Source organism: Acinetobacter sp. UBA2063 (assembly GCF_002333245.1).
In the GTDB taxonomy this organism is placed as follows: Bacteria; Pseudomonadota; Gammaproteobacteria; order Pseudomonadales; family Moraxellaceae; genus Acinetobacter; species Acinetobacter parvus.
The window spans coordinates 1-3,032 of the sequence record NZ_DDAH01000087.1; the positions used below are offsets into that span (position 1 = coordinate 1).

Genomic DNA, 3,032 nt, shown 5'->3' on the forward strand with positions numbered 1-3,032 from the left:
ATAACAGTGCGTAAGTCCTAATAGATTTGAAAATAGCCATCATTGCTTTTGATGGCTTTAATATATTCTTAAATCTTCTCTATTCCATTTGATTTCTTATGTCTCTGTATAATCATAATCTTAGCAGTTAAAGACAATGACTTAAATGACAATGCTTAAAAAAACAAAAAGCCTAGATAAATCTAGGCTTTAAGTGTTTACTTTAGCAATTACTGATTATTCACCAGGTAAAGCACATTCAAAGTTCGCCTTGTCTACTGAACAACGAGCTTTCTTCAATACAGACATCATGCCTGCATCGTAAATACCACGTTTAGTTAAGTCCATACGACCATCACGCATTAATTTTTGATATTTTAATTTGTCTTCAGCAGTTAAGTTCATTTTGTATTTTGCTGGGATTTCAGCTTCATAACGTTTGATCATTGCGAAAGATTTTGGAAGTTGCTTCACAAAATAATCACGCGATTTTTGACCAAAACCAGCTGGGAATTTTTCTGGGCGTAACACAAGATCCGCAGTTACTTGTAATACTGGGAAGTTGAACATCGCACCGTTAGCACCTAAACCTTTGCTCAACTCTAATGGCTTATATGCATAAGCAGGAGCGCCTACCATATCTACTTGTCCGTTGTTAAATTTAGCAGCAAAGTTAGAAATATCAGAAAGTACAGCTTGTGCACCTACGCGTTGTACCATAATTTTTTGCGCGTCGTCATGACCCAATACCGCGAATTTTTTACCCGCTGCTTTTTCGATTGAGCTAATGCTCTTATCACGCACGAAAATATAAGCCGCACCTAATGGAGCAATACCACCAATTTCGTATTTATTACCACCAAGATTGGTGGTCATTTTTGCTGCATTACGTGCATCCAGTACATAGGTAATCGCACGTTGAGCAATCTCATTACTTGGCGCACCGCCTAAAGAGTCAATAGAACCCGCAAACTTGTTGTACGGACGTGCACGCATTGCTGTCATTGCCACAGCATCACATTTACCCGCCTTAAAGTTGTTGTCCGCCACCTGCTCATCAGTAATTGCCTGAAGGTTAACGTCAGCACCCCAGCTTTTTGCAGCCAGTGCCCAGTCCTGCATCATTTTGTATGATTCACCTGACTTTCCTAATAAGTCGAATACACACACATTAACTGCCGCCTGAGTTGAGGCAGATACACCTAAGATTGAAGTTGTTGCAATAGCTAATGCAATTTTTTTCATATTTTTCATCCTTTCACAAACTTTATGTTTGTCTCCTTGTTGGAAGCAAATATTAATCATGTTTCTTGAAAAAGAATAAAGCTCGTACTCTATTTTTATATCAATATTGTTTATTTTTTGTCCTGCTTGATCTTATTCACTCATTTTCATGGGTAAATTTGTTATAAGCCGCACAATTTTTTTGTAAATTGATAATTTTTACAGGTCTTATTCACCACTGAGTGAACACTCAAAATTGGTCCGCTCCACCGTACAGCGTGCACGCTTCAGCACGCTCATCATGCTGGCATCGTACACTCCCTGTCTGGTCAAATTCATGCGTCCATCACGCAGTAGTTTCTGATAGCGGATCTTGTCTTCATTGGACAGGGTGATTCTTCTGGCATCCATGCCAGCCTCTAGACGATGTACTGTTGCGAAGTTGCCTGGTAATTTGTTGATGAACCACTGACGTGACTGTGTACCAAAATTTGCAGGGAATTTTCCAGGCTTGATAATTAAGTCGCCCGTAATGTTAACCGCTGGAAAATTGAATAATGCCCCATTTGCCATACCCTTGCTAATTTCCAGAGGTTTATATGCATAGGCAGGTGCGGCAATCACATCGACCTGACCACTGTTAAACTTCTTCACAAAGTCTGAAATGTCGGATGGCACGGCAATCAGATCAATGCTTTCAACAATCGTCTTTTGTGCCTGGTCATAGTGGAGGTAGGCGAATTTTTTGCCTTTGGCCTTTTCAATGGTGTCAATATTTTTGTCCCGAACAAAGATATAGGCCAGTCCGACTTGAATAATCCCTGCAACCTCATGTTTCTCACCCCCAACTGACGCGGTTAGACGGTGCTTGTTGCGATTATCCAACACAAAGCTAATGGCTTTTTGGGCAATGGCATTACTGGTAACCGCGCCCACAGCATCAATTGAACCCGCAAACTTGTTGTATTTACGGGCACGCATGGAGGTCATATAGACACCGTCACACTTCCCTGCATCGAAATCCTGTTCTGCTTTTTTCTCATCCTGATAAGGAATCAGCTCTATATCACCCTGCCAGTTTTTGGCGGCCAGCTTCCATTCCTCGATCAGTTTGTAAGACTCTCCAGCCCTACCCAACAAATCGAATACGCAAATTTCTTGTTTTGCCTGTACAGGAGTAGTCATGACAAATAGAGTCGCAGCACTCAATGCCAAAAGTCCTTTTTTCATTTTGTTTTCCCTTATTTGCTGTTTTTGCATATTTTTCCACTAGCGAGAGACGAATATAGTCAGATCTTGACTAAAAGCCTAGTCCTTTTATTTACATACATCGGGTTTTACTGATTTTTAATAGCACTCATCATATTTTACTCATTGATAAAATATCTATTTTCCCTATCAAATGATTTGTTCAAATCACCACACAATTCAATCTGGATTCAGATTTTTATTCACCTCCCAATGAACATTCAAAACGGGTTCTTTCCACTGAACAACGTGCCCGTTTCAAAACACCCATCATCACTGGGTCATAAATACCATCTTTGGTAAAACGGATTCGTTGCTCCCTAAAAAGTTTTTCATAATTCTCAACCTCTTCCTTAGAAATCGAATATTTATATTTTGTTGGAATGGCATCCTCAAGCCGTTTAATCATGGCAAAACTTGTTGAAATTTGTTGTATAAGCCATTCCCGTGAATTCAGAGAGAAACCTGCGGGAAAAGAGTTTGGGCGAATAATCAACTCAATCGTAATATTCACAACAGGAACGTTGTCAAACATTGCCCTGTTGTTCGCAGTCCTTTCTCAATCTCCAGAGCTTTATAGG

General features: G+C 40.0%; 2 protein-coding genes and 1 pseudogene. All 3 read right to left on the reverse strand.

Annotated elements, in window-relative coordinates; genetic code table 11:
• Positions 1 to 216: 216 nt before the first annotated feature.
• A complete protein-coding gene (locus B4H32_RS03725; protein ID WP_004683902.1) occupies positions 217 to 1,224 on the reverse strand; it encodes a putative solute-binding protein in 1,008 nt (335 codons plus the stop codon).
• A gap of 207 nt (positions 1,225 to 1,431) precedes the next feature.
• Positions 1,432 to 2,433 carry a putative solute-binding protein gene (locus tag B4H32_RS03730; protein ID WP_010589445.1) on the reverse strand — a complete coding sequence of 334 codons (1,002 nt, stop codon included), beginning with the start codon at positions 2,431 to 2,433 and terminating at the stop codon, positions 1,432 to 1,434.
• A gap of 217 nt (positions 2,434 to 2,650) precedes the next feature.
• Positions 2,651 to 3,032 (reverse strand): annotated as a pseudogene (locus B4H32_RS03735) (putative solute-binding protein); the annotation flags it as partial.

What these genes read in the sequence shown, in the direction of transcription:
- B4H32_RS03725 (WP_004683902.1), bottom strand. Translation starts at nt 1,224, where the DNA reads ATGAAAAAAATTGCATTAGCTATTGCAACAACTTCAATCTTAGGTGTA.
- B4H32_RS03730 (WP_010589445.1), bottom strand. Translation starts at nt 2,433, where the DNA reads ATGAAAAAAGGACTTTTGGCATTGAGTGCTGCGACTCTATTTGTCATG.